Consider the following 19120-nt stretch of genomic DNA (forward strand, 5'->3'; position numbering starts at 1 on the left):
CGACCACGTCGCCGGGGTCAACGTGCGCAACCGTGCACGCTCGGCGTGGGTTCTCGTCAACGGACCCGTACCACAAAGGACCTGAACACCTCCTTCCGCTGGTAGATGCGACCCGTGACCGTCCTGCCGTAGTGGGCAGTCGGGAGCGCGACAAGGTGGAGCGCGGCCACCTCCGCGTCCCCGTGCGGCACGGCGGCCGTCGGCACCCACTGCTGGACGGCCGACCCCGCCAGAGCCCGTAGTCCGGGGTTCTCGTCCGTCAGAGGCTTACGGGCGCCCGGAGTTGGGGTACTCCGCCCTCCGCGCGCATGAGGCGGAAGGCGGCCCGTCCGGTGTGGGTGGGCCGGTCCTCGGCGAGGCGTCGGGCGAGCCACTCCTCGGGCAGCCGTTCCAGCGACCCCACGAGAGCCGTGACCACCTCCCGCACCACCGAGGGGGAGGGATCGTCCAGAAGCGGGCGCAGAAGTTCCGGGTCCGTCGTGTCCAGCAGGCGCAGACCGGCGACCGCCTGGGCCCGGACCGCCCCCACGGGGTGGGCGAGGAGCGGCACGAGCAGCGAGGCGTCGGCCCGCGTGCCGCACTCGGCGAGGCCCACCGGCGCGCCGGGCGGGAGATCCCCGGCCTTCGGGTCCGCGCACAGGGAGCGATAGAGGGGGAGCGGATCGGTCGCTTGCTGCCGCAGCACCCAGCAGGCACAGGCGCGTACGAGACCGGAGCGGTCGGCGAGGAACGGTTCCGCCTGCGCGGTGCGCCCGGCCCGGCGCAGCGCGTTGACCCCCGCGGAACGCACCCGTGGCTGCCGGGAGCCCAGCAGCGGACCCACCACCTCGTCGTTACGCGCCGTTCCGCACCGCGGAGAGTGCAGCCTCCGCGCACAGATCCTGGATCACCACATCGCCGTCGTCGGCGGCCGCGCGGAGCACCTCGCGCAGGGTCCGCTCCAGCAGGTCGCGGCCGAAGCCGCCGTGGCGGCGGCCCGCGACCAGCAGGATCAGGGCGGCGAGCGCGCCGAGGCGGGGCCCGGCGGTGGGCAGCGAGTCTGCCAGCAGGAGCCGGGCCCGCTCGCGCACGGGGTGACCCAGTCCGCGCCGCGGATCACGACCAGCGGCAGCAGCGCCGGGAAGGCTGCCGCCCGGCCGAGTGCGGCTTCGCGGATCCGGCGGTCGGGGTGGCAGAGGGCGAGGGCGAGCTCGCTCTCGCCGAGCGGCTCGGTGCGGCGGCGAACCGCCGGCAGCCGGCCGCTCCACCCCCGGATCGGCCCGCCTGCCATCCGCGGTCGGATGGGGAGCGGCACCTCGGGCCGGTGGGCCGGGGCGCGTAGCTCGATGTCGAGTCCGGTCCAGGCGGCGGCATCGGCGGTGTCGATGACGGTGCCGACCGGCTCGCCCTGCGCCAGTCGCTCCGCCACGGCCCTGCCGGACGTGTGTGCCGTGCTCACTGTGGCCCCATCGTGCGCTCCCCGCCCGAAGCGCCGATCGTAGGTGCGGGGCGGGCCCGGTGCCCTCCGGTTGTCGCCCGGGGCGACCGCGGCACATCGAGACGCGTTGACGAAACATACGGAGTAGTGCATAGTTATGCCTGTCGCTGAATGCACCGTAAGGAGAAACCCGTGACCGAGCGCGTCGTACTCGCCTACTCGGGCGGCCTGGACACCTCCGTCGCCATCGGCTGGATCGCCGAGGAGACGGGCGCCGAGGTCATCGCCGTTGCCGTGGACGTCGGCCAGGGCGGCGAGGACCTGGACGTCATCCGCAAGCGCGCGCTCGCCTGCGGTGCCGTCGAGGCCGAGGTCGCGGATGCCAAGGACGAGTTCGCCGACGAGTACTGCCTCCCGGCGATCAAGGCCAACGCGCTCTACATGGACCGCTATCCGCTGGTCTCCGCGCTCTCCCGGCCGACGATCGTCAAGCACCTCGTCGCCGCCGCGAAGAAGCACAACGCCGGCATCGTCGCCCACGGCTGCACCGGTAAGGGCAACGACCAGGTCCGCTTCGAAGCCGGTATCTCCGCTCTCGGCCCCGACCTGAAGTGCATCGCGCCGGTCCGTGACTACGCGATGACCCGGGACAAGGCGATCGCCTTCTGCGAGGAGAAGAACCTCCCGATCGCGACCACCAAGAAGTCCCCGTACTCGATCGACCAGAACGTCTTCGGCCGGGCCGTCGAGACCGGATTCCTCGAGGACATCTGGAACGCGCCGATCGAAGACATCTACGAGTACACCTCGAACCCGGCCGTCGCCCGAGAGGCCGACGAGGTCGTCATCTCCTTCAAGGAGGGCGTGCCGGTCGCCATCGACGGCAGGCCCGTGTCCGTCCTCCAGGCCATCCAGCAGCTCAACGAGCGGGCGGGCGCCCAGGGTATCGGCCGGATCGACATGGTCGAGGACCGGCTCGTCGGCATCAAGTCCCGGGAGGTGTACGAGGCCCCGGGCGCAATCGCGCTGATCACCGCCCACCAGGAGCTCGAGAACGTCACCGTCGAGCGCGAGCTGGCCCGGTACAAGCGGCAGGTCGAGCAGCGCTGGGGTGAGATGGTCTACGACGGCCTGTGGTTCTCCCCGCTGAAGCGCGCCCTGGACGGCTTCATCAACGAGGCCAACCAGCACGTCACCGGCGACATCCGGATGACGCTGCACGGCGGCCGTGCCGTCGTCACCGGCCGGAAGTCCGAGGAGTCGCTGTACGACTTCAACCTGGCGACCTACGACTCGGGCGACACCTTCGACCAGTCCAAGGCGCAGGGCTTCATCGAGATCTTCGGCCTGTCGTCGAAGATCGCGGCGAAGCGCGACCTCGCCTGATTCGACACGCGCAGGAAAGTCGCCTCCCTCCCCGTTCCTCCGCGGCGGGGTGGGGTCCCCCAGGCCGGATGGCCGGGGGTTGTCCGGATCATGCCGGGCGTCGCGGGCCCGGCATGATCCGGAAGACGGCCCCCAGGGGGCGGTCGTCCATCCACCCTCTTGAGGAGCAGCAGTGAGCAGCAACACCGGTGATGTCCGGCTCTGGGGCGGCCGTTTCGCCGACGGCCCGGCCGAGGCCCTGGCCAAGCTCTCCGCGTCCGTCCACTTCGACTGGCGGCTCGCGCCGTACGACATCGCCGGCTCCCGCGCCCACGCCCGTGTGCTCCACAAGGCGGGCCTGCTCACCGCCGACGAGCTCCAGCGCATGATCGCCGGACTCGACCTGCTGGAGGCCGATGTCGCGTCCGGGACCTTCACCGGCACCATTGCCGACGAGGACGTCCACACGGCGCTGGAGCGCGGCCTGCTGGAGCGCCTCGGCCCCGACCTCGGCGGAAAGCTGCGCGCCGGCCGGTCCCGGAACGACCAGGTCGCCACCCTCTTCCGGATGTACCTGCGCGACCACGCCCGGATCATCGGTGGGCTGATCGCCGAACTCCAGGACGCGCTGGTGGGCCTCGCCGAGGGACACCCGGATGTCGCCATGCCGGGCCGTACGCACCTCCAGCACGCCCAGCCCGTCCTGTTCGCCCACCACGTCCTGGCCCATGTGCAGTCGCTCTCCCGTGATGCTGAACGGCTGCGCCAGTGGGATGCCCGCACGGCGGTCTCCCCGTACGGATCGGGCGCGCTGGCCGGATCCTCGCTCGGCCTGGACCCGGAGGCGGTGGCCGCCGACCTCGGCTTCGAGCACGGCAGCGCCGGCAACTCCATCGACGGCACGGCGTCCCGCGACTTCGTCGCCGAGTTCGCCTTCATCACCGCGATGATCGGCGTCAACCTCTCCCGGATCGCCGAGGAGATCATTATCTGGAACACGAAGGAGTTCTCCTTCGTCACCCTCCACGACGCCTTCTCGACCGGCTCGTCGATCATGCCGCAGAAGAAGAACCCGGACATCGCGGAGCTCGCCCGCGGCAAGTCGGGCCGCCTCATCGGCAACCTCACGGGTCTTCTCGCCACCCTGAAGGCGCTGCCGCTCGCGTACAACCGTGACCTCCAGGAGGACAAGGAGCCGGTCTTCGACTCCTGCGACCAGCTGGAGGTCCTGCTCCCGGCGTTCACCGGGATGATGGCCACGCTGACCGTCAACCGCGAGCGCATGGAGGAGCTGGCCCCTGCCGGATTCTCGCTCGCCACCGACATCGCCGAGTGGCTGGTGAAGCAGGGCGTGCCCTTCCGGGTGGCGCACGAGGTCGCGGGGGAGTGTGTCAAGGAGTGCGAGCAGCACGGCATCGAGCTCGATCAGCTCACCGACGAGCAGTTCGCCAAGATCTCGGAGCACCTCACGCCCGACGTGCGCTCGGTCCTCAACGTGGCCGGCGCCCTGGCGTCCCGCAGCGGTCGTGGCGGCACCGCGCCCTCCGCGGTCGCGGTCCAGCTCGCCGAGGTCAAGGCTGATCTCGCGCTCCAGCACGCCTGGGCGACCGCCAAGAGCTGACGCGCAGCAGGGGTGCGCGTGGCAGGCCCCGCAGTCCTAGCTCGGACACCAGGGAGCAAGTAGCCCGCTGGTAGTTTTCAGGGCTTCGCGGCGGCGGTCTTCTTCGGCTGGCGAGGCACAGTCTCGGTCTTGTCGAGGTGCCCGTACACCGTGGAGCGGGGCACGTTGAATATGTCGGCGATCTGCTGGACGGTCTTCTCGCGGGCGTCTTAGTTTCCGACAATGCTCATCGGCTACGCGCGGGTCTCGACCGCCGACCAGAACCCCGATCATCAGATCGACGCCCTGCTGCGGGCCGGCGTCGACCGCGACAACATCCACGTCGACAAGGCGAGCGGCGCAAAAGCGTCCCGGCCCAAGCTCGACCTCGTCATGCAGCTGCTGCGCGAGGGCGACACGGCCGCGACCGCCACCACCCCCAACACAGGCGGCATGTCCCGCGCCCGCTGGGCCCATCTCCACCAGGGCGACCCGGCCGCGCTGCACAGCGCGAACTCTTTGAGCAGGCCGCCGACGAGCTGTGCTTCATGCTCGGCCCGGTGCTCGCCCCGTTGCTGTGCTCGGCGTTGTTCCCGGAAGCGGGCACGCTGGTCGGCGCGATCCTGATGATGACCGGCATCCTCGTCTTCGCCGCCCCAGCGCTCCACCGAGCCGCCGCCGGCCGGACGCCCGGCCGGATCGCGCTCCCCGCTGCGCGCGCCCGGCATGCTGGGGCTGCTCACGGTCTTCCTCGCCACCGGCGCGGTCTTCGGAGCGCTGGAGGTGAGCACGCTCGCGCTGCTCGACGGCCCGTCGGCGGGCCTGCTGCTCGGACCCCAGGCGGCCGGATCATGCGCGGCGGGCCTGCTGTACGGGACCGTGCCCACGGCCCGGGGATTGGCGGGACGGCTGGCGGTCTGTCTCGCCGCCATGACCGCGCTGATGACACTGCCGCTGTTCGCCGCCCGTACCGGCTCGGCCGCCCTGCTCGCCGTGGCCCTGCTGCTGGCGGGCGCGGCGACCGCGCCGACCGCGCCGACCATGGTGACCGGCATGACGCTGGTCCAGCGGCTGACGCCGGCGGGCAGCCTCAATGAGGGGATGACACTCGCCGTCACCGCGATACTCGGCGGCATCGCGGCGGGCTCGGCGAGCGCGGGCTGGACGGTGGAGCACGCGAGCCCGACGACCGGGTACGCGATCCCGGTCACGGCCGCCGCCGTTGCGCTGCTGCTGTCCCTGTCGGCCCGTGCGGAGCCGGTCGGCGAGCCCGTTCGTCCGGCCCCTCGGACTTCCGCACCGTTTCCGGTCAGCACCATTGACTGGTTCCGGACACGCCCTTACGGTCCTCCGTCGAAGCGCTTCAACGAATTTAGTCGAAACGATTCGACGACGGCGTCGACGGCGGTGTCGGCCCTTCCAACCCATCCGGAGGCACTGGATGTTGACGGCACGAAGGCGTGCGGCGGGGCTGGCGGTGGCCCTGGTGGGGTCGCTGCTCCTGGCCTCATGCGGCGAAGGCTCGGACGGCGGCTCTTCCGACGGCAAGACCCTCAAGCTCTGGCACTACGAAGGACCGGACAGCGCGATGGGCGCTGCCTGGAAGGAAGCCATCAAGGAATTCGAGGACACCCACCCGGGCGTCAAGGTGACGTTCGAGGAGAAGGGCTTCGAGCAGATACAGAAGACCGCTCCGATGGTCCTCAACTCCGACGACGCACCCGATCTGATGGAGTACAACAAGGGCAACGCGACCGCCGGGCTGCTCTCCAAGCAGGGCCTGCTCACCGACCTCTCCGCCGAGGTCGGCAAGCGGGGCTGGGACAAGTCGCTCAGCGCCGGCGTCCGCACCACCAGCCAGTACGACGCCCAGGGCGTGATGGGCTCCGGCAAGTGGTACGGAATACCCAACTACGCCGAGTACACGATGGTCTTCTACAACAAGGACCTCTTCGCACAGCACGGCGTGAAGGTCCCCACCACCTTCGACGAACTGACCACCGCCATGGACGCCTTCAAGGCCAAGGGCGTCACCCCGCTCGCCAACGCGGGCGCCGAGTACATGGCCCAGCAGTACCTCTACCAGCTCGCCCTCTCCAAGGCCGACCGCTCCTGGGTGGACAAGTACGAGCTGTACAAGGGGAAGACCGACTTCCACGACGCGGCCTGGACGTACGGCGCCGAGACCTTCGCGGACTGGGTGAAGAAGGGCTACATCGCCAAGACCTCCAGCGGCGCCAAGGCCGAGGACGCGGGCGTCGCCTTCATCGCGGGCAAGAACCCGATCCTGTTCTCCGGCAGCTGGTGGTACGGCCGCTTCAAGGCGGAGAACAAGTTCGCCTGGAGCACCTCCCTGTGGCCGGGCTCGAACATGACCCTCGGCTCCGGCGGCAATCTCTGGGTCGTGCCGAAGGGCTCCAAGAACAAGGAACTCGCCTACGACTTCATCGACATCACGATGAAGAAGAACATCCAGAACCTGCTCGGCAACAAGGGCGGCGTCCCGGTCTCGGCCGATCCGGCGGCGATCACCGACCCGCAGGCCAAGAGTCTCATCGAGAACTTCAACACCGTCTCCGACCGCGACGGCCTCGCCTTCTATCCCGACTGGCCGGTCCCCGGCTTCTACGACGTCCTGGTGTCGGAGACCCAGAAGCTGATCACCGGCAGCACCGAGCCGGACGCCTACCTCGACGCGCTGCAGAAGGCGTACGACGCGGGCGCACCGAAGCAGTGACCACCGTGACCAAGGCGGGCCCGGTGGGTGTCCGGGCCCGCGGCCGCGAGCGGCCCCCGGGCCCGGGCCGCCCACGGAACTCGTACGCGCTCTATCTGCTGCCAGGCGCGCTGGCCTTCTTCGCCGTCATCGTCGTCCCGTTCCTGATGAACACGGGCGTCAGCTTCACCGAGTGGCAGGGGGTCGGCACGCCGAACTGGACGGGGCTCGACAACTACCGCCGGCTGGCCGAGGACTCCGCCTTCTGGGAGTCCTTCCGGCACAGCCTCGCGATGGTCATCGCGATGGCGGTGGTCCCCACCGCCATCGGCCTCGTCCTCGCGGCCGCGCTCTTCGACTTCGTTGCCAAGCACTTCGGCTCCCGCTGGGCGGCCGTCCTGCGCGCCTGCTTCTATCTGCCGCAGGTGCTGCCGATCGCGGTCGCGGGCATCGTGTGGAGCTGGATCCTCGCCCCCGAGAGCGGCTCCCTCAACGAGCTGCTGCAAGCCGTCGGACTCGGCTCCCTCCAGCAGGACTGGCTGGGCGACCCGGACTTCGCGCTCTACAGCGTGATGGCCGTGATGGTCTGGGTGCAGATCGGCTTCCCGCTCGTCATCTTCATGGCCGGACTGCAGCGGGTCGACCCCGCGCTGCACGAGGCCGCGGAACTGGACGGCGCGGGCTGGTGGCGGCGGTTCTGGCACGTCACCCTCCCGCAGATCCGCCCGGAGATCTACGTCGTCCTGCTGTGGTGCACGATCGCCGCGCTCAAGGTGTTCGGCGCCGTGTACGTGCTCACGAAGGGCGGCCCTGGCGGGGCGACCAGTGTCCCCTCGTACTTCTCCTTCCAGAACTTCTTCGAGAAGACGCAGGTCGGCTACGGCTCCGCGGTCGCGACCGTACTCACCGTGATCATCCTGGTGCTGGCCCTGATCGGCCTGCGCCTGCAGACCAGGGCGGAGGACGCGCATTGACCGCGGTCCGCAGATCTCCCGTACTGCTCAGCAGATATCCCGTGCTGGTCGCCCTGATCGTGGGCGCGCTCTTCATGGTGCTGCCGTTTCTGATCGTCACGGTCAACGCGGTCAAGTCGCCCGCCGAGTACTCCGCGAACGGGCCGCTCAGCCTGCCCGACGGCCTCTATCTGGACGGTCTGAAGGACTTCTGGGAGCGGGTCGACTTCGGACAGAAGCTCTTCAACTCGGTGCTGGTCTCCGGGTCGGTGGCGCTGCTCGCCGTGGTGCTGTCCGTCCTCAACGCGTACGCGATCGGCATCGGCCGGATCAAGGGCCGCCCCTGGGTGCTCGCCTTCTTCGTGCTGGCGAACATGCTGCCGCAGGAGGCCCTGGTCTATCCCGTCTACTACCTGTCCAAGCAAGTGGGCCTGTACGACACCCGGCTGAGCGTCATCATCGTCTTCACCGTCATCCAGGCGGCCTTCGGCACCTACCTGCTCTCCGCCGTGCTCGGCGCCTTCCCCCGGGAGATCATCGAGGCGGCCCGCATCGACGGCGCGAGCCGGTGGCAGGTGCTGTGGCGGATCGTCGTGCCGGTGAGCAGGCCCACCATCGGCGTGCTGCTGGTCTTCTTCTTCATCTGGACCTGGAACGAATTCCTGCTGCCCCTGGTCATGTTGATCTCCAACGACAACCAGACCGTCTCGGTGGCGCTCGGCGTCCTGCAGGGGCAGCGGCTGATGGACGCCACCATGACCAACGCCGCCGCGCTGCTCGGCGTGCTCCCCGCCATCGTCTTCTTCCTGCTCTTCCAGCGGACGCTGACCCGCGGCATCGCCGTGGGCGCGGTCAAGTAAGGGGCTTCCCCATGAAGTTCACCGACGGCTACTGGATGCTGCGCGAGGGCGTCAGCGCCGCCCACCCGGTCGAGGTACTCGACGTCACGGCGGACCACGCATCGGGATCACTCGATATCCACGCCCCCACCCAGCCCATCCGCCACCGCGGCGATCTGCTGAAGGGACCGGTCGTGACCCTTGCCGCGCACGCGCCCATGCCCGATGTCATCGGCGTGACGATCACCCACTTCGAGGGGGAGACCGCGCCGGGACCCGAATTCCGGCTCACGCACGAGGAGTTCAGCGCCCAGATCTCGTACGACGAGGAGCACGCACTGCTGACCGCGGGGGAACTGTCCGTCAGGGTGGCCCGCGGCGGCCCCTGGCACGTCGACTTCCTGGCCCGCGGCCGCACCCTCACCAGCAGCGGCCCCAAGGCCATGGGCATCATGCAGACCGGCTCCGGCGGGCACTATCTGCGCGAGCAGCTGGATCTGCGCGTCGGCACCGGCGTCTACGGCCTCGGCGAGCGCTTCGGGCCTCTCGTCAAGAACGGTCAGGTCGTCGACGTCTGGAACGCCGACGGCGGCACGGCCACCGAACAGGCCTACAAGAACGTGCCGTTCTATCTGACCGACGCGGGCTACGGCGTCTTTGTCGACCACCCGGGCCGGGTCTCCTTCGAAGTCGGCTCGGAGGCGGTCTCCCGGGTCCAGTTCAGTGTCGAGGACCAGCGCCTCACGTACTACGTGATCTACGGCCCCACGCCCAAGGAGATCCTGCGCAAGTACACCGCGCTCACCGGCCGGCCCGCGCTGCCGCCCGTCTGGTCCTTCGGCCTGTGGCTTTCGACCTCCTTCACCACCTCCTACGACGAGGAGACCGTCTCCTCCTTCATCGACGGGATGGCCGACCGCGAACTTCCGCTGTCCGTCTTCCACTTCGACTGCTTCTGGATGCGCGAGTTCAACTGGTGCGACTTCGAGTGGGACCCGCGGGTCTTCCCCGACCCCAGCGGCATGCTGGCCCGGCTGAAGGCGCGCGACCTGCGGATATGCGTCTGGATCAACCCGTACATCGCCCAGCGCTCACCCCTCTTCGCCGAGGGCCGGGCGCACGGCTATCTGCTGAGGAAGCCGGACGGCGGCGTCTGGCAGTGGGACCTGTGGCAGCCGGGCATGGCGCTGGTGGACTTCACCAATCCCGAGGCGGCCGCGTGGTACGCGGGGAAGCTCGAAGCCCTGCTCGAGATGGGCGTGGACTGTTTCAAGACCGACTTCGGCGAGCGCATCCCGACGGACGTCGAGTACTTCGACGGCTCGGACCCCGAGCGGATGCACAACTACTACACGTACCTCTACAACCGGACGGTCTTCGACGTCCTGAAGAAGCACCGCGGCGAGAGCGAGGCCGTGGTCTTCGCGCGCTCGGCGACGGCGGGCAGCCAGCAGTTCCCGGTGCACTGGGGCGGCGACTGCGAGTCCACGTACGAGTCGATGGCCGAGTCGCTGCGCGGCGGGCTCTCCCTCGGTCTGACGGGCTTCGGCTACTGGTCCCACGACATCGGCGGGTTCGAGGGCACACCGGACCCGGCGCTCTTCAAGCGCTGGATCGCCTTCGGCCTCCTGTCGTCGCACAGCCGGCTGCACGGCTCGTCCTCGTACCGCGTGCCGTGGCTCTTCGACGAAGAGGCAGTGGACGTCCTGCGGGTCTTCACCCGGCTGAAGCTGCGCCTCATGCCATATCTGTACGAGACAGCGCGCACCGCCCACCGTGAGGGCGTCCCGATGATGCGGGCGATGGTGCTGGAATTCCCGGACGATCCCGCGTGCGCGCAGCTAGAGCGCCAGTACATGCTCGGCCCGGATCTGCTGGTCGCTCCGGTCTTCAGCGACGACGGCGACGTGTCGTACTACGTGCCCGAGGGCACCTGGACCCACTTCGTCACCGGCGAGCAGGTGCAAGGTCCGCGCTGGGTGCGCGAGCGGCACGACTTCCTGAGCGCGCCGCTGCTGGTACGGCCGGGCGCGGTGATCCCGGTCGGCGCGGTCGACGACCGCCCGGACTACGACCACGCGGACGGCGTGACCCTGCGGGCGTACGGCATCGGGCGCGGCGCCCGGGTGACGGTGACCGTCGGGGAGTCCGTCTTCACGCTCGTACGCGAAGGGGACACTCTGCGCGCCTCGGCGAGCGACACATCACGGCCCTGGCAGCTGGAGGTGGTGGGCGGCCGCACGGTTCGGGCGGCCGCCGGTACCGGCTTCCTCTCCGCCGAGCTCGGCTAGTGGCCGGTCCGATCGTTCGAACAGGGGGCTGTCTTGGTCAAGATCACTGATGTGGCGCGCCATGCCGGGGTGACCCCCAGCACCGTGTCGTACGCCCTGAGCGGCAAGCGCCCGATCTCCGACGCGACCCGGCAGCGCATCGAGGCCAGCATCCGCGAGCTCGGCTACCGGCCGCACGCGGGCGCCAGAGCGCTGGCCAGCAGCCGCTCCAATGTGCTGGCGCTGGTGATCCCGCTGCGTACCGGGATCCATGTGCCGGTCGTGATGCAATTCGCCGTCTCCGTGGTCACGGCGGCGCGGAAGCACGACCACGACGTCCTGCTGCTGACCCAGGAGGAGGGCGAGGAGGGGCTGCGCCGGGTCGCCGACACGGCGCTGGTCGACGCGCTGATCGTCATGGACGTCCAACTGCACGACAGCCGACTGCCGTTGCTGCGTGCTCTGGACCGTCCGTCCGTGCTGATCGGCTTCCCGGCCGATGCCGAGGGGCTCACCTGCATCGACCTGGACTTCCGGGCGGCGGGCAAGGCATGCGTGGAGCATCTGGCGCTGCTGGGCCACCGGTGTGTGGCTCTGCTCGGTTCGCCGCCGGAGGTGTACGTACGGGAGACGGGCTTCGCGCAGCGGGTGGTCCAGGGCTTCACCGCGGCGGCCGACCGGCACGGCCTCACCTCGTCCATCCACCCCTGCGACGCGACCCCGGCGGCGGCCCGCGCCATGGCCGAACGGCTGCTGCGCGAACACCCCGCGCTGACGGGTGTGGTCGTGCACAACGAGCCGATCGTCGAACCGCTCATCAAGGCCTTCGAGTCCCTTGGCCTCCGCGTCCCCGGGGACCTCTCGGTGACGGCGATCTGCCCGGACGAACTGGCCGAACAGACCCCGATCCCGGTCACGTCGGTGACCATCCCCGCGGAGGAGGTCGGCACCCGCTCCGTGGACCTCCTGATGCGGAAACTCGACGGGATGGAAGTCCCGGACACGACCTTGCTGCCGCCCCGCCTCACAGCACGAGCATCGACCGCGCCCCGGGCGGGCTGAAGCAATCCAGCCTCGCCGGCTCCCTCAAGCCCCTCCGGCGATTGAGGAGCGGGGTCCGGGGCGGAGCCCGGTTACGGAAAGGGGCGGGGTGGGGGAATTCCAGCCCGCCCACGACGAACGGCGCACACCGCACCACCGTCATCGAACCGCTTCGACGAAGAAGGAGCCGCGAACGTGAAAGGCACAAGAAGCAAGAGATCGCACCACACCCTGCGCATAGCCGTACCCGCAATCGCACTCGCCCTGCTCGCAAGCCTCGGCACCGCCGGAAACGCTCCCGCCGCCGACGCCCCCGCCTTCCGCAATCCCAAGCTGTCACTGAACACCCGCGTCGAGGACCTCCTCGCCCGCCTCACCCCCGACGAGAAGGTCTCCCTCCTCCACCAGTACCAGCCTGCCATCCCCCGTCTCGGCATCCAGCCCTTCCGCACCGGCACCGAAGCCCTCCACGGAGTCGCCTGGCTCGGCGAGGCCACCGTCTTCCCGCAAGCCGTCGGGCTCGCCTCCACCTGGGACCCGGCGCTCATCGAACAGGTCGGCTCGGCCGTCGGCGACGAGGTCCGCGGCTTCCAGCAGGAGCGCCCCGACGGCTGGGGCCTCAACGTCTGGGCCCCAGTGGTCAATCCGCTCCGCGACCCCCGCTGGGGACGCAACGAGGAGGGCTACTCCGAGGACCCGTACCTCACCGGATCGATAGCCACCGCGTACGGCAAGGGCCTCACCGGCGACGACCCCGACCACCTCAAGACCGCCCCGACCCTCAAGCACTACCTCGCCAACAACAACGAGGTGAACCGCGCCACCAGCTCCTCCGACCTCCGGCCACGTGTGCTGCACGAGTACGAGGAGGCCGCCTTCAAGCCCGCCATCGCCGCCGACGCGGCCACCGGAGTGATGACCTCGTACAACCTCGTCAACGGCCGCCCGGCAACCGTCAATCCGGACCTCGACGACGCCGTGCGCTCCTGGACCGACAAGGACCTGTTCAACGTCACCGACGCCTGGGCGCCGAACAACCTGCTGCCGGGGACGCAGGGCTACTACGACACCCTCGCCGAGGCCGACGCCGCCACCATCAAGGCCGGCGTCGACAGCTTCACCACCGACGGCACGGACTCCGCGCCCACCACCACGGCCGTCAAGACAGCACTCGCCAATGGTCTGTTGAAGCAGTCCGACGTCGACGACGCCGTACGCCACATCCTCTCGATCCGCTTCCGGCTCGGCGAGTTCGACCCGGACGGCGGCCCGTACGCTTCCATCGACAAGTCGGTGATCAACTCCCCCGCCCATCAGAAACTGGCCCGCAGGGCCGCCGCCGGGCAGATGGTGCTGCTGAAGAACCAGAACAAGGCGCTCCCGCTCGACGCCTCGAAGACCAGGAACGTCGCCGTCGTCGGCCCGCTCGCGGACACCCTCTACTCCGACTGGTACTCGGGAACGCTCCCCTACCAGGTCACCCCCAAGGAGGGCATCGCCGCCCGCCTCGGCTCCGGCGCGACCGTCACCAGCAGCGAGGGCACGGACCGCATCGCCCTCAAGAACACGGCGACCGGCAAGTACATCACCGCGGGTGACGCCACCCCGATCGCGGAGAGCGCGACCACGGCCACCGACAACACCCAGTTCGACGCCTTCGACTGGGGCGCGGGCGTGCTGACGCTGCGCAGCGTCGCCAATGGCAAGTACATCGGCAACACCAACGGCTCGTTCCGCAACGACCAGGACCAGCCCGGCGGTTGGTTCGTCCAGCAGCAGTTCAAGCTGGAGCAGCAGGACGACGGTTCATTCTTGCTGCGCTATGCGGGCTACGAGACCGCCTACGACTGGTTTGGCGACAAGAAGTACCTCGGCCCGGGCACGGACGGCACCCTCACCCTGGTCACCGAGGCCGACGCGGCGCACTACGCCAAGGACGTCGTACGCAGCGGAGTCGACGAGGCCGTGAAGGCCGCCAGGGCCGCGGACACCGCGGTCGTCGTGGTCGGCTCGATGCCCGCGATCAACGGCCGCGAGGACCACGATCGTACGGACATGGGGCTCGCCGAGAAGCAGCAGAAACTGGTCAGGGCCGTGCAGGCGGCCAACCCGCGCACGGTCGTGGTCGTCGAGAACAGCTATCCGACCACCCTGAACCGGGAGCAGGCCAGTGTCCCCGCCCTGCTGTGGACGACCCACGCGGGCCAGGAGACCGGAAACGCCCTCGCCGACGTGCTGTTCGGCGATGTGAACCCGTCCGGACGGCTCACCCAGACCTGGTATCGGTCCGAGCAGGAGCTGCCCGACATCCTCGACTACGACATCATCAAGTCGGACTCCACCTACCTCTACTACCGGGGCGATCCGCTGTACGCCTTCGGCCACGGCCTCTCGTACACGAGCTTCCGGTACGGCAAGCCGGAGGTGGTGCGCGGCGGGGTCCGGGTCCCGGTCACCAACACCGGCAAGCGGGCGGGCGACGAGGTCGTCCAGCTCTATGTCCACCAGCGGACCTCCCGGGACAAGCAGCCGGTCAAGCAGCTCAAGGCGTATCAGCGGGTGTCGCTGAAGCCGGGCGCGACGAAGAGCGTGCTGCTGCCGCTGAAGACCGCGGACCTGGCGCACTGGGACGTCACCCGCGAAAGGCAGGTGGTGGAGAGCGGCACGTACGACCTGATGGTCGGCTCGGCATCCGACGACATCCGCGGCCGTACGAGCCTGAAGGTGCGCGGCGAGACGATCCCGGCCCGTGATCTGTCCCGCACGACGCGGGCCGTGAACTTCGACGACTACGCGACGGGCGTGCGGCTGGTCGACGAGTCCAAGGAGCGCGGAGACTCCGTCGCGTCCACGGGCTCCGGCAACTGGCTCAGGTACTCCGACGTGCAGCTGGGCGCGGGCGCCGGGGTGCTCACCGCGCAGATGGCGAAGGCCTCCGCCGGGACCGGCACGGTGGAGATCCGCCTGGGCTCCCCGACCGGCCCGCTCGCGGGCACGGCCCAGGTCGCCGGCACGGGCTCGAAGTACACGTACACGACCGTGACAGCCGCGTTGAGCACCGCGAAGGGCCGCCAGGACGTGTACCTGGTCCTGAGCGAAGGCCTGCGCATCAGCACGTTCTCATTGCGCTGAGCACACGACGAAGGCCCGGCTGCCGTAGCAGCCGGGCCTTCGTCTCAACATGGGAATTGTGGAGATGGCGGGAATCGAACCCGCGTCCAACGGTGCAGAATCAGGGCTTCTCCGAGCGCAGTTCGCTGCGCTTTTCTCAGCCCCGGAGATCACGCGAACAAGTCTCCGACGGGTCTTCGCGCCGATCTCACGGGAGGCCAGGGTGATGCCGTCGCCGTGCCGGACGGCGGACAGCACGAAGACGCGGCTGCCGTCCGGTCGCCGGGTGCCACGCAGGCACTTGCCGTCCACGGCCACGGACCGCCGCCGGGCTGTGGGTGCTGCGGCCCGCTCGGCTTGGCGGTGCGCGCGGCGTTGTTCCCGCTCGATCAGTCCATCGGGGGTGCGCGGGGTGGGTGCTTGCCGTGCGGCGTTTTCCAGAAGTGGCCGCAGGTAGGCGAAGCCGGCCGCGCTGACCTGGGCCGGATCGAGCAGGCCCAGCACGCGGCGGAGCGTCACCCAGTTCCTCTCCGCGGCCGACCGTGTCCTCATCGCCGTTCTGACACACCGCTGGAAGACACCCCGCACCACTCTGGCCGCCTTGTGCGGCGTCAGCGCCGGACGCATCTTCCGAGCCGTCAAAGAGACAGGCGCCGATCTCGAAGCAATCGGCCACACCACCTCACCCGGCGCCATCAGGGCCACGACCCCACAAGAACTCGCGGCCATCGCCGGGCACGAGCTGCCACGTGACCAAATCAATCAGTTATTAATCGACAGATCCCTGGGGCGATCCCTGGCGCTGTCACGAGAACCGTGTGATCGCGTGGGGCATCGGACCGCCCAGGCCGCACCCCATAACCCTGGGCGTGAGGGAAGCCGCCCACCGTCCCTCGGGCAGGCCGAACTTCCGTACCGACGTCAGCTTGGTGATCTCCGTCAGCAGTGAGTCCAGCCCCACCGCGCCCGGGTCCCGCTTCAGTGACGCCAGCAGTGTGGGGCCCTCCTCGTTGCCCTCGGCCACCAGCGCGAGCAGGCGGCCGGTACATGCCTCGCACCGTCCCGCGGGAAGCCGTCTCGCGCGGCAGTCATCCGCGCGGTCAGACCCCCAGTGCCGCCGCCCAGTCCGCGAGCGCGTCGAAGTCCGGCCGGGTCAGCCCGATACCGGGATGGACGTGCAGCAGCAGGGCGGCGGCCAGGTGGTGCCGGTCCACCCACTCCCGGTCCATCGACGTGATCTCGTCGTCGAACCACGCGAAAGGCCGTCCCGCCGCGTACTCCAGCACGTACTGCGTCTTCCACAAGATCCCGCGAGGGGCCTTTCCGTGCATCTCGGGCCAATCGATGTACGGCAGCTCGGGCAGTCCGAGGTGCGGCCCGATCCACTCGTTGGCCTCGGCCTTCCAGGTCGTGGCCCACACCAGCTCGTACTGCCTCGCCAGCCCCCGCAGCTCCGCGCCGTGCTCCGGGTTGAGCCAGACCCGAAGCGGCCGGGTCTCCCACCCCGTCGGCCGCATCCGGTGGGTGGCGTAGCCCGCCGGGCGGCGGGTCGCGGGAGCGGCGTACGGATTGAGCGGGCCGTCGACGTCAATCAGCAGCAGCGGCTTCATGGGCACAGGATCCCTCCCCGGCCGCTGAAGCGGCGCGGCATTATTGTGAGACATCAACGTCTCATTTGGGTTATGGTTGTCTCATGACAGTCGATCGCGAGCAGGTACTGCGCACCGCCGCCGCCCTCCTCTCCCGTAAGTCGACCGCGACCATGGACGAGGTGGCGAAGGCGGCCGGCATCGGGCGCGCCACCCTGCACCGGCACTTCGCCGGGCGCGACGCCCTCGTCAAGGCGCTCGAAGACCTCGGGATCCGGGAGTTCGAGGCGGCGCTCGACGCCGCCCGCCTCGACGAGGGCGCGGCGAGCGACGCGCTGCGCCGGCTCATCGCGGAGACCGAGCCGGGCGCCGGGCTGCTCGCCTTCCTGGTGACGGAGAACCAGCTCTTCGAGGGCGAACAGGTCAACGAGGGCTGGGCCCGGCTCGACGCCCGCGTCTCCGCGCTCTTCCGGCGCGGCCAGGAGGAGGGCGAGTTCCGGATCGACCTCAGCCCCGCCTGGCTGACCGAGGCGCTGTACGGCCTCATCGGCACCTGCGCCTGGGCCGTACAGGACGGCCGGGTCGCGGCAAAGGACTTCCAGTACATGATCGCCGAGTTGTTGCTCGGCGGCGCACGACGGAGCGTGGAGAAATGACGAGTACCGACCGGCGGGCGACGGAGTCGGAGACCGTACGCAGTCCGGGCAGGTGGCTCGCGCTCGCCGTCCTCGTCCTGGCCGTACTGCTGGTGGCGGTGGACGCGACCGTACTCGGCCTCGCCACACCGTTCCTCAGCGAGGACCTGAAACCGTCCGGCACCCAGCTGCTGTGGATCGGCGATGTCTACTCGTTCGTCATCGCCGGCCTGCTCGTCTCCATGGGCAGCCTGGGCGACCGCATCGGCCGCAAGAAGCTTCTGCTCACAGGTGCCGTCGCCTTCGGGGCGGTGTCCGTGCTGAACGCGTACGCCACGAGCCCCGAGATGATGATCCTCGCACGGGCGCTGCTCGGCGTCGCGGGCGCCACCCTGATGCCGTCCACGCTCGCGCTGATCCGCAACATCTTCCACGACCCCAGGGAACGCAGCCTCGCCGTCGGTATCTGGGGCGCCGCCGCCTCGGCAGGCGCGGCGGTCGGACCCGTGGTGGGCGGATTCCTGCTGGAGCACTTCTGGTGGGGCTCGGTCTTCCTGATCAACCTGCCGGTGATGGCGGTGCTGGTGCTCGTCGGCATCAAACTGCTGCCGGAGTCGCGCGACCCCGACCCCGGCCCGTGGGACCTGATCAGCGTTGGTCTGTCCCTGATCGGCATGGTCGCCGTGGTGTACGCCGTGAAGGAGGCGGCGGTTCACGGCTTCCGCTGGGACATGGCAGGGACGGGTGTGATCGGACTCGCCGCCCTGATCTGGTTCGTCCGGCGGCAGTTGACTCTGCCCTCGCCGCTGCTGGATGTGCGCCTGTTCCACCACCGGGGCTTCTCCGGCGCCGTCCTGGCCGACCTGCTGACCATCCTGGGCCTGTCCGGCCTGGTCTTCTTCCTCTCCCAGTTCCTGCAACTCGTGCAGGGACGCTCGCCGCTGGAGGCGGGCCTCATCGAGCTCCCCGCGGCGATCGGCGCGGTGGGCGCCGGACTCATGGCCGGCCACCTGGCCCGCAGGGCGTCGGTGCGCAGCACGGTCTCCGGTGGCCTGACGGCGGTCGGACTGGCTCTCGCGGCGTGTACGGCCCTGAGCGCCGACACCGGGGTCGTGGCCCTCGGGCTCGCGCTGTTCCTCGGTGGACTGGGCGCGGGGCTCGCCTTCACGGTGACGGCTGACGTCATTCTGTCCACCGTCCCCAAGGAGCAGGCCGGCGCCGCCTCCGCCGTGTCCGAGACGGCGTACGAACTGGGCGCCGCGCTCGGTATCGCCGTGCTCGGCTCCGTCGTGACCGGGGTCTACCGGGGCTTCACCGTCCCCGAGGGCGTTCCGGCGGGCATGGCGGACGCGGCGCGGGACTCCCTCGGCGGCGCGGTGGAGTCGGCGAAGGCACTGCCGCAGGAGCAGGGCGGGGCTCTGCTCTCCGCGGCGCAGGAGGCCTTCGCGAGCGGCTTCCACGCGGCGGGCGCGGTGGGTGCCTCGGTGCTGTTCGCCACCGCGGTCGCGGCGTGGTTCATGCTGCGCGGCCAGAAGCTCGAGGACGGCATCGAGCACGCGTGACATCGTGACATGCGGAAGGGCC

General features: G+C 69.7%; 15 protein-coding genes and 2 pseudogenes. 11 read left to right on the forward strand and 6 right to left on the reverse strand.

Translation table 11 applies throughout. From position 1 onward, the window contains the following. Window positions 1–259 precede the first annotated feature (259 nt). The 3 genes from AB0M62_RS16880 to AB0M62_RS16890 are packed head-to-tail and all read right to left on the reverse strand — an operon-like array spanning window position 260 to window position 1438. On the reverse strand, window positions 260–823 hold the full coding sequence (locus AB0M62_RS16880; protein ID WP_366074966.1) for a hypothetical protein: 564 nt from the start codon (window positions 821–823) through the stop codon (window positions 260–262). Between the two features lie 10 nt (window positions 824–833). Beyond that, window positions 834–1070 (reverse strand): hypothetical protein, encoded by a 237-nt coding sequence (locus AB0M62_RS16885; protein ID WP_366074967.1) that lies wholly within the window; start codon window positions 1068–1070, stop codon window positions 834–836. After that, window positions 992–1438 (reverse strand): hypothetical protein, encoded by a 447-nt coding sequence (locus tag AB0M62_RS16890; protein WP_366074968.1) that lies wholly within the window; start codon window positions 1436–1438, stop codon window positions 992–994. The genes AB0M62_RS16885 and AB0M62_RS16890 overlap by 79 nt, the downstream gene beginning before the upstream one ends. A 171-nt stretch (window positions 1439–1609) precedes the next feature. Between AB0M62_RS16890 and AB0M62_RS16895 the strand changes: the two genes are divergently transcribed. From AB0M62_RS16895 to AB0M62_RS16935, 9 genes and pseudogenes are all read left to right on the forward strand, one after another. After that, complete coding sequence (locus tag AB0M62_RS16895; RefSeq protein ID WP_366074969.1) at window positions 1610–2803, forward strand: argininosuccinate synthase; 1194 nt, start codon at window positions 1610–1612, stop codon at window positions 2801–2803. 172 nt (window positions 2804–2975) lie between these two features. Beyond that, window positions 2976–4403 (forward strand): argininosuccinate lyase, encoded by a 1428-nt coding sequence (gene argH / locus AB0M62_RS16900; RefSeq protein WP_366074970.1) that lies wholly within the window; start codon window positions 2976–2978, stop codon window positions 4401–4403. 222 nt (window positions 4404–4625) lie between these two features. Then, window positions 4626–5627: pseudogene (locus AB0M62_RS16905) on the forward strand (recombinase family protein); the annotation flags it as partial. A 196-nt stretch (window positions 5628–5823) separates the two neighbouring features. Then, window positions 5824–7119, forward strand: coding sequence for an extracellular solute-binding protein (locus AB0M62_RS16910; protein WP_366074971.1), 1296 nt, complete (start codon window positions 5824–5826; stop codon window positions 7117–7119). 23 nt (window positions 7120–7142) lie between these two features. Beyond that, window positions 7143–8072 carry a sugar ABC transporter permease gene (locus AB0M62_RS16915; protein WP_366075117.1) on the forward strand — a complete coding sequence of 310 codons (930 nt, stop codon included), beginning with the start codon at window positions 7143–7145 and terminating at the stop codon, window positions 8070–8072. Window positions 8073–8146: 74 nt separating this feature from the next. Continuing rightward, window positions 8147–8911: a carbohydrate ABC transporter permease gene (locus AB0M62_RS16920; RefSeq protein WP_366075118.1), complete on the forward strand. Its 765-nt coding sequence runs from the start codon at window positions 8147–8149 to the stop codon at window positions 8909–8911. An 11-nt stretch (window positions 8912–8922) separates the two neighbouring features. Next, window positions 8923–11181 (forward strand): alpha-xylosidase, encoded by a 2259-nt coding sequence (gene yicI / locus AB0M62_RS16925; protein WP_366074972.1) that lies wholly within the window; start codon window positions 8923–8925, stop codon window positions 11179–11181. 33 nt (window positions 11182–11214) lie between these two features. Continuing rightward, on the forward strand, window positions 11215–12222 hold the full coding sequence (locus AB0M62_RS16930; RefSeq protein ID WP_366074973.1) for a LacI family DNA-binding transcriptional regulator: 1008 nt from the start codon (window positions 11215–11217) through the stop codon (window positions 12220–12222). A 312-nt stretch (window positions 12223–12534) separates the two neighbouring features. Continuing rightward, complete coding sequence (locus tag AB0M62_RS16935; RefSeq protein WP_366075119.1) at window positions 12535–15333, forward strand: glycoside hydrolase family 3 C-terminal domain-containing protein; 2799 nt, start codon at window positions 12535–12537, stop codon at window positions 15331–15333. A 171-nt stretch (window positions 15334–15504) separates the two neighbouring features. Here the strand turns inward: AB0M62_RS16935 and AB0M62_RS16940 are convergent. The 3 genes and pseudogenes from AB0M62_RS16940 to AB0M62_RS16950 form a co-directional block, all read right to left on the reverse strand. After that, window positions 15505–15846 (reverse strand): annotated as a pseudogene (locus AB0M62_RS16940) (ISAs1 family transposase); the annotation flags it as partial. Window positions 15847–16117: 271 nt separating this feature from the next. Then, window positions 16118–16336, reverse strand: a complete 219-nt coding sequence (locus tag AB0M62_RS16945; RefSeq protein ID WP_366074974.1) for a hypothetical protein — start codon at window positions 16334–16336, stop codon at window positions 16118–16120. Window positions 16337–16412: 76 nt separating this feature from the next. Beyond that, on the reverse strand, window positions 16413–16922 hold the full coding sequence (locus tag AB0M62_RS16950; protein ID WP_366074975.1) for an HAD domain-containing protein: 510 nt from the start codon (window positions 16920–16922) through the stop codon (window positions 16413–16415). 83 nt (window positions 16923–17005) lie between these two features. Between AB0M62_RS16950 and AB0M62_RS16955 the strand changes: the two genes are divergently transcribed. Together AB0M62_RS16955 and AB0M62_RS16960 are read left to right on the forward strand one after the other, a co-directional pair. Further along, entirely contained in the window at window positions 17006–17557 is a 552-nt protein-coding gene (locus AB0M62_RS16955) for a helix-turn-helix domain-containing protein (RefSeq protein WP_366074976.1), read from the forward strand. After that, on the forward strand, window positions 17554–19098 hold the full coding sequence (locus AB0M62_RS16960; protein WP_366074977.1) for an MFS transporter: 1545 nt from the start codon (window positions 17554–17556) through the stop codon (window positions 19096–19098). Before AB0M62_RS16955 ends, AB0M62_RS16960 begins: the two co-directional genes overlap by 4 nt. Window positions 19099–19120 lie beyond the last annotated feature (22 nt).

The sequence above is a fragment of the Streptomyces sp. NPDC051219 genome, from assembly GCF_040682335.1.
In the GTDB taxonomy this organism is placed as follows: domain Bacteria; phylum Actinomycetota; class Actinomycetes; order Streptomycetales; family Streptomycetaceae; genus Streptomyces.

Bases quoted from the DNA above. Each gene is read 5' to 3' on its own strand.
- AB0M62_RS16910 (WP_366074971.1), top strand. From the start codon at position 5,824: ATGTTGACGGCACGAAGGCGTGCGGCGGGGCTGGCGGTGGCCCTGGTG.
- AB0M62_RS16920 (WP_366075118.1), top strand. From the start codon at position 8,147: ATGGTGCTGCCGTTTCTGATCGTCACGGTCAACGCGGTCAAGTCGCCC.
- yicI (WP_366074972.1), top strand. From the start codon at position 8,923: ATGAAGTTCACCGACGGCTACTGGATGCTGCGCGAGGGCGTCAGCGCC.
- AB0M62_RS16950 (WP_366074975.1), bottom strand. From the start codon at position 16,922: ATGAAGCCGCTGCTGCTGATTGACGTCGACGGCCCGCTCAATCCGTAC.
- AB0M62_RS16955 (WP_366074976.1), top strand. From the start codon at position 17,006: ATGACAGTCGATCGCGAGCAGGTACTGCGCACCGCCGCCGCCCTCCTC.
- AB0M62_RS16960 (WP_366074977.1), top strand. From the start codon at position 17,554: ATGACGAGTACCGACCGGCGGGCGACGGAGTCGGAGACCGTACGCAGT.